General features: G+C 55.7%; 7 protein-coding genes and 1 tRNA gene. 2 read left to right on the top strand and 6 right to left on the bottom strand.

Annotated features, from left to right (window positions below; translation table 11 throughout):
- Positions 1–436: 436 nt before the first annotated feature.
- The 4 genes from B2W52_RS15680 to B2W52_RS15665 form a co-directional block, all read right to left on the bottom strand.
- A complete protein-coding gene (locus B2W52_RS15680; RefSeq protein ID WP_039881819.1) occupies positions 437–979 on the bottom strand; it encodes a YqiA/YcfP family alpha/beta fold hydrolase in 543 nt (180 codons plus the stop codon).
- 156 nt (positions 980–1,135) lie between these two features.
- A complete protein-coding gene (locus tag B2W52_RS15675; RefSeq protein ID WP_008170352.1) occupies positions 1,136–2,089 on the bottom strand; it encodes a TraI domain-containing protein in 954 nt (317 codons plus the stop codon).
- Positions 2,076–3,299 (bottom strand): tyrosine-type recombinase/integrase, encoded by a 1,224-nt coding sequence (locus B2W52_RS15670; RefSeq protein ID WP_039881820.1) that lies wholly within the window; start codon positions 3,297–3,299, stop codon positions 2,076–2,078. The genes B2W52_RS15675 and B2W52_RS15670 overlap by 14 nt, the downstream gene beginning before the upstream one ends.
- A complete protein-coding gene (locus B2W52_RS15665) occupies positions 3,292–3,525 on the bottom strand; it encodes a hypothetical protein (RefSeq protein ID WP_008170356.1) in 234 nt (77 codons plus the stop codon). Before B2W52_RS15665 ends, B2W52_RS15670 begins: the two co-directional genes overlap by 8 nt.
- A gap of 89 nt (positions 3,526–3,614) precedes the next feature.
- Between B2W52_RS15665 and B2W52_RS15660 the strand changes: the two genes are divergently transcribed.
- Positions 3,615–3,911, top strand: coding sequence for a helix-turn-helix domain-containing protein (locus B2W52_RS15660; RefSeq protein WP_227497735.1), 297 nt, complete (start codon positions 3,615–3,617; stop codon positions 3,909–3,911).
- A gap of 193 nt (positions 3,912–4,104) precedes the next feature.
- Here the strand turns inward: B2W52_RS15660 and B2W52_RS15655 are convergent.
- A tRNA-Met gene (locus B2W52_RS15655) sits at positions 4,105–4,181 on the bottom strand.
- Positions 4,182–4,280: 99 nt separating this feature from the next.
- The gene (locus B2W52_RS15650; RefSeq protein ID WP_075267570.1) at positions 4,281–5,618 is read right to left on the bottom strand and encodes an acetyl-CoA C-acetyltransferase; all 1,338 of its coding nucleotides are present in this window, start codon (positions 5,616–5,618) and stop codon (positions 4,281–4,283) included.
- Between the two features lie 310 nt (positions 5,619–5,928).
- Here B2W52_RS15650 and B2W52_RS15645 point away from each other — a divergent pair.
- Positions 5,929–6,876 (top strand): SDR family oxidoreductase (locus B2W52_RS15645; protein WP_286803703.1); only part of this gene is annotated, 948 nt, incomplete at its 3' end.

Raw genomic sequence — 6,876 nt, 5'->3', positions numbered from 1 at the left:
CTCGTTCAGATCGATGGTTTTCTCAATGTAGTCCTCCGCCGGAGATGGGAAGCCAGCCGAGACCCGTTCCAGAAACATCGGAATGTTCAGGCGGGAGAAGGATTCAAAGTCACCAAGCAGAATGCAGGACATGCTTTACACCGAATACTGTTTGAATATACAGTATTTTGGAAAGATAATACGTATGGGTCAACCCATCATTGGGCACAGTGTTTTATACTCGGACTAATACAGCTGCCAGGAAGGCGGGAGGAGTCTGTATGAAAAGCGTAGTACTGATGTTTGTTGGGGGCTTAGTGGGAGGCCTGATTGGGCCAGTGACAGCACTGGTGAGTGTGGCAGCCGGTTACGTGTTAGGTCGCGCTCTGACACATTCGGTCGCACCGAAGCCGAGTGAGGAACAGTCGCACTGTCGTTAACGCAGCCCCTCGTAGCATTAATCCTTCACATGCTCCCGAACAAGCTCTAGCGCTTCTTCCATGTGCTCAAACCGGTGACTCCCGCCCTCAAAGCTGTGTACCGAAAAATAACCCCCAAGCTCCCTGACGGTGTCGTTCCACGGAAGCAGTTCATCCCCCTGATCCAGCAGTACTAACCCGCTGCCATAGTGGGTGAAAGGATAGTAGCTAGAAACCACTTCGTCCGTCAGTTGATAGGCCTGCCCCTGATGATCGACACCCGGCCCTATCCAGGACTTGAGAGCGTGGGCAGGCTCCGTCACCGGGTTGATGGCAACAAACGGAATACCCGCTTCGGCTCCCAGAATACCCGCCAGCCATCCTCCCATCGAAGTCCCAACCAGAAGATCCGGGTTCACTTGCATCAGCTTGTCCAAGCTCTCTTCGATAACGTCTTCCGAGCCTTGGGTGTAATCGATGTCGTGACCATAGACAGGACCAACCCTGGCGAGCGTTTTGAGTTTGTCGCTGTTGATATCGAAGCGGCTGGCGAAGCCATGGAGGTAGTAGATTTTTGGCATATCCTTCACTAGGGACGCTATATTTTTCCTGACCTTAGCACCGTTGGCGGGTAAATGCCTGCTTCCTAGCCCAAGCGCTATCCCCTCGCACCGCCGGATAAAGAAAGGGGTGTGGCCGCAACGTGCTCACACCCCTCACTGTCGTTTTCATCTGCCTCATCCATGAGCTTCGATTGATGGCCGCCAATACACGTTGCTTCCAAGCCGCCCAAAACCGATTGGCTGGCGCTTTCGGTAGGCCTTCCGCTGATTGTCAGCCATGGCACTCTGGGCATCTGCGTCACGAACATAGCGGGCAAGCGTCATGGCAGGGGTGGCACCGTAGCGCGCGCCGGGGGAGGCGCAGGTCCAAATGTGCCGGAGTGCAAGCGCCGCATCAGGGTCTACCCTGTCGAGATAAGCCAGACCGTAGGCGCAGGCCTCCAGAGTTAGGTCGGCGTGGTCGCACAACCTTGCGGTTGCTGTCGGCTTACCCCACGTATCATAAGTGTAGGTTTTGCCAATGTCGTGCAACAAACCAGCGACGAAACCGAGCTCCTGAAGCTCCCAAGGCATCTCGGGTTCATTGGCCTCCGTCATGACCAGTACGTTCTTCGCCACCTCTAGGGAATGAGCCAGCAGACCGCCGGGCTCACTGTGGTGGTAATTCCTGCTCGCCGGAGCTTTCAGGAAAACCTCCAATCTGTCACGGCGCTCCAATACTCGCTTTATGAACATCTGTAATGGGGCTGACCGCAAAGACCGTACCGCAGCAACCAGCTGATCCAATGCCTCCGGCTTAGGGCAGAACGTCCGTGGCAAAGTCTGCAGTGCAGGCAAGCCGGCAACGTCTGCCTGCAACGGGCGGCGGATATCGGTCAGCAGGATCTCACTTTCCTCCGCACCAACACACACTTGCCCTTTGACCACGACCAGATCCATGTGGCCCAAATGCTCTGGAATCAATATAGAACCAATTACCGCCAGAACCACGATGTCGCTGGCACAGCTGCTCAACCGAAGTTTCAGATACGGAATGCCTTCATCATCAAAACAGGCAACACGCCCCGTCAGTCGGTAGGTGCCTTTAAAAGTTTCCTGCATCAACGGGCGTAGATCATTCAGTTTCATCACCTACCTCCTTATCGTTTTCGATGACCCGACTCTGAATCAGGCGCTCAAAGGCGCTGCCATCCATGCGAGTCAGGTTCGGGATATAGCGGGAATACACTTTAAACAGCATTTCCGTTGAGGAATGGCCCAGAGTGCGGGCGACCCATTCCGGGTTTTCACCCGACGCGAGGAGTAGCGTCGCCGCTGTATGCCGGGTCTGGTAGGGACGGCGTTTCTTCAGCTTGAGGTGTTCCAACAAAGGGTACCAAACACGCTTGGTCACGTTATTGTGGTCCAGTGGCTCTCCCAGCCGGTTACAGAATACGAACTTGCTGAACTTGCCGGTGGCCTCGTACTGGGATTTGAGTGCCTGGTACACGGGGCCAAACATGGGAATTTCCCGTTGAGAGCCGTCCGTTTTTGTGTACTCGGTTTGGCCGTGGATGAGTGTTTCACGTACCAGGATTTCCCGCTTTTCGAAATCCACGTACTCCCACTTGAGGCCATCAACCTCCCCCGTTCGCATGCCGGTGTAAAAACGCACCAGGTAGTAGTTGTGGTAATCCTCTCTGACCGTTTCGAGGATCTTTTCTACCTCATTCAGGGAGAAGGGCTCGATGTGTACCTTCTGCTGTTTCAGCGGCTTGATATTCAGATAGGGATTCGTGAAGTCAAACCGCTCCGCCGCCTCCGTCAGAATCATTCGCAGAATGGTCATGTGGCTGTTGATGGTCTTGGGCGACATCAAACCACTCGCCCCCCTTCCCTTCCGCCGAGCCATCTTGTTACGTGCAGCCAAAATGTCTGGCTTGGAAATCTCGCCTACCCGTTTATTTTTGAAAGCTGGCTTCAGAGAGCTAGCCAGAATGGATTCCACATTACGCGTGTGGGAGTTCCGCCACTGGATTTTCGATTCGAGAAACCACTGGTCAGCGAAGTCTGTGAACAGAGGAGTATCTGATTCTGACTGACCAAGAACACCCTCACCATTTGTGGGAAGGACCCCAGCGTCCTCAAGCTTTTTGAGGTTTTTGCTTCCCGGAAAGAACTCGGCGTAGTCAAAATCCCCGACCAACATTTTGGCTTCCATTCGCTGGATCAATGTCTCCAGCTGTTTACGGTTGCGGGCGGTGTCACTCAATAGAGTCTGCTCCCTGCAGCGTATTCCTTGGTACCGGAAATCGATAAAGAGCTTTTTTGTATCGACTCGTGCTCGCACCTTAGCCATGACAAACACCTCCGCTCGCCATCGGGATGGCCAGATTGTTCTGAGCCATGCTGAGCATGTCCTCCTCGATGATCTCCCAGATGTAGAGGATTTTTCGGCCGCCAAATGGACGAATATAATGTTTACCCTCCAACAGGACGCTGTCTTTCAGACACTGACGGATGGTCCGGGGGTCATACTTGATACGCTCTGATAGCTCTTCAGTTGTCAGGTACGTGTTGTTCATGAGAACATCTCCTTTCGCCAATCAATGATCAGTTGATAACTTTTGTTATCACTTGATCACCAATATACGCCACATAGCGATAATTGCAAGTGGCGTTTGATTATTTGTTTTATCAAACGAGCAGAGAGATGATCCGTTTCCATTTGAAGGAATTGATAGCAGATAAGGAATTTGCCGAGAAACGACGAATCACTATTGGTGAAATTGCTAAGGACACCGGCATCAACAGGATGACACTGTCGAAAATCATCAACCACCCCGGCCACAGCACAGTGACGGACAACATTGATAAGCTATGCACTTATTTCGACTGTTCGGTTGAGCAATTAATCACGCACATCAAGGAAGTCTCGGACGAGTCGGAAGGATCTGAAGGCGAAAAGTGACTCTCTTTCTTGGCATGCGGGCAGAAGCTAATGCCCCGTGCCCCAGAAGACTTACGGTCAACAACGAAGAGGGGCCAAAATATCCAAGTCGGAAATTGGCACGCATAGGGCACGATGAGGGCACGGAGAAAATTTCAGACTCAGAAAACAAAAAAGGCAGACCAGTAACCAACTGATCTGCCTTTCTTTTATGTGGTAGCGGGAGCTGGATTCGAACCAACGACCTTCGGGTTATGAGCCCGACGAGCTACCAGACTGCTCTACCCCGCATCAAACTGGTTGTTGCTCAGGGAACCCCTGATCAACGTGGCGCGCATGATAAGGGCTGAGCCTGGCACTGTCAAAGGAAAGTTCCGGTTTTCCGGAAACTTACCGCTCCAGAATCGCTGTTACCCCCTGCCCGCCTGCGGTGCAGATGGAGATCAGGCCGCGGCCACTGCCCTTTTCCTCCAGCAACTTGGCCAGGGTCGCAATGATGCGCCCGCCGGTGGCGGCGAACGGATGGCCGGTGGCCAGGCTGCTGCCTTTTACATTGAGTTTGTCCCGGTCGATGCTGCCCACCGGCTTGTCCAGCCCCAGACGGTCCTTGCAGAAGGCGGGATCCTGCCAGGCTTTCAGAGTACACAGCACCTGCGAGGCGAAGGCTTCGTGGATCTCGTAGAAATCGAAATCCTGAAGTGTCAGCCCCGCTTTTTCCAGCATCCGGGGTACGGCGTAAGCTGGCGCCATCAGCAGCCCCTCTTTCTTGTCCACAAAATCCACCGCTGCCACCTCGGAGAACGTCAGCCACGCCTTCACCTCATGGTTATTCTCTTTCGCCCACTCCTCACTGGCCAGCAGCACGCAGGAGGCGCCATCAGTCAGCGCCGTGCTGTTGGCCGCCGTCATGGTGCCGTTGTCCCGGTCAAACACCGGCTTGAGCGTCGCCAGCTTCTCAAGGGTTGTATCCGGCCGCAGAATATTGTCCTTGTCCAGCCCCGCCAGCGGCGTCAGCAAATCTTTAAAGAACCCCTCTTCATAGGCCTTGGCAAGCTTCTGATGACTCTCCCAGGCCAGCCTGTCCTGATCTTCCCGGGGAATGTCCCACTCCCTGGCCATCACCTGGGCATGCTCCCCCATGGACATGCCGGTGCGAGGCTCCCGGTTCTCCGGAACCAAGGGCACGAGGTGCGCGGGCCGGAACCGCGCCAGAATCTTCAACCGCTCGCCGGTGGTTTTGGCCCGGTTCAGATCCAGCAGAATCTCCCGAAGCCCCTCGCTTACACCAATCGGCGCATCGGACGTGGTATCGGTACCACCGGCAATACCACATTCGATCTGCCCCAGGGCAATCCTGTTGGCCACCAGAATGGCTGCCTCCAGCCCCGTCCCGCAGGCCAGCTGAATATCATAAGCCGGTGTCTCCGGCGCCAGACCACAACTCATCGCCGACTCCCGGGTAAGGTTAAAATCCCGGGAATGCTTGATCACCGCCCCTGCCGCCACTTCCCCGAGGCGCTTGCCCTGAAGACTGTACCGATCCACCAGCCCCCGCAGCGCGGATGTCAGCAACTCCTGGTTACTGATCTTGCTGTAGGCGGTATTGGACCGCGCAAACGGAACCCGGTTACCACCCAGCACTGCTACGCGGCGAATACCCGAAGGGGCTGTGCTGGTCTTTTTTGAAGTAGCGGTTTTCTTGCGTGGAGTTTTCGATGCTTCTGCCATGATCAATCCAATCCTTTTGCGGAAAATTTCATTGCCGGATGGAGCATTGGGGGCTGGCCTCCCAAAACCGTGCGGAGCCATGGATGGCGGAGCCGAGCGTACAAGGACGTATTCACAGCGTGTTTTGGGAGGCCAGCCCCCAATGCTCCCTGCACCCAGGCTGGCAACAAGTGTAGCGACAACGCACAATGCCTCATTGGCACCCCTGACAACACCCTACAGGCATTGAGTCAATCCAAAAACTGTCCGATTCTTTACCCTGTAGACAATCCGCATCCAGAGAACCGATTGCAACCACAAGGAAGCCCCCATGTCCGACCTCTATCTTAGACTGGTAAACACCCCCGTTGGTAGAACCGCCGCACAATCCCTTGGTCTCCCCGCGCCCGCGCCACTGAAGCGCCTGAAGCGCACCGACCAGCCATTTATCGAAGGCAAGGTGCTCATCGGCGCCGCCAACGGCGGAAAAGCCATTGCCACTTTAGGCAGTATTCTCGGCGCCAGCGCGGCCACCCTTCATCACGCCAGCGAAAGCAATCGCCTGGCGGACTCATCGAAAGCCGGCAACAAAGCCCGGCCGCTGGACCTGGCCTCCGACATCAACCAGCAGTTTTCGGCGCTGGTGTTTGACGCCACCGGCCTGAAAGGTCCGGCCGACCTGCGGGCACTATACGACTTCTTCCACCCCACCATCAAAAAACTGGGCAGCAACGCCCGCGTTCTGGTAATCGGCCAGAATCCCGCCAGTTGTCGCAAGGCGCCGCAGGCCGCCGCGCAACGGGCACTCGAAGGCTTCGTACGCAGCGTTGGCAAGGAAATCGGCAAGAAAGGCTCCACGGCGAACCTACTGTGGATGGCCCCAGGGGCAGAGAAGCAACTGGATTCCAGCGTTCGGTTCTTCCTGTCTGCCCGCTCTGCCTATGTGTCCGGCCAGGTCGTGAAGGTCGGCAAAGGCAACGCTGCCCCTGCCACCAATCCCGTCGCACCACTGACTGGAAAGGTGGCACTGGTCACCGGAGCGTCCAGGGGTATCGGTGCTGCCATTTCTGAAACCCTCGCCCGGGACGGCGCCACCGTGATCGGCCTCGACATTCCGCCGGCCATGGAAGAACTGGAAAAGGTCACATCCGCTATCAACGGGAAGGCTCTGGCCTGCGACATTACCGACGACAAAGCACCAAAGTTGATCGCCGACTTCATCGAAGAGCATTTCGGCGGCGTCGACCTGGTCATTCACAATGCCGGCATCACCCGCGAC

This window comes from Marinobacter sp. UBA2498, from assembly GCF_002341575.1.
Lineage (GTDB): Bacteria > Pseudomonadota > Gammaproteobacteria > Pseudomonadales > Oleiphilaceae > Marinobacter > Marinobacter manganoxydans.
The sequence above is the reverse complement of the archived record's forward strand: the minus strand, read 5'-3'. Positions and strand labels throughout refer to the sequence as shown.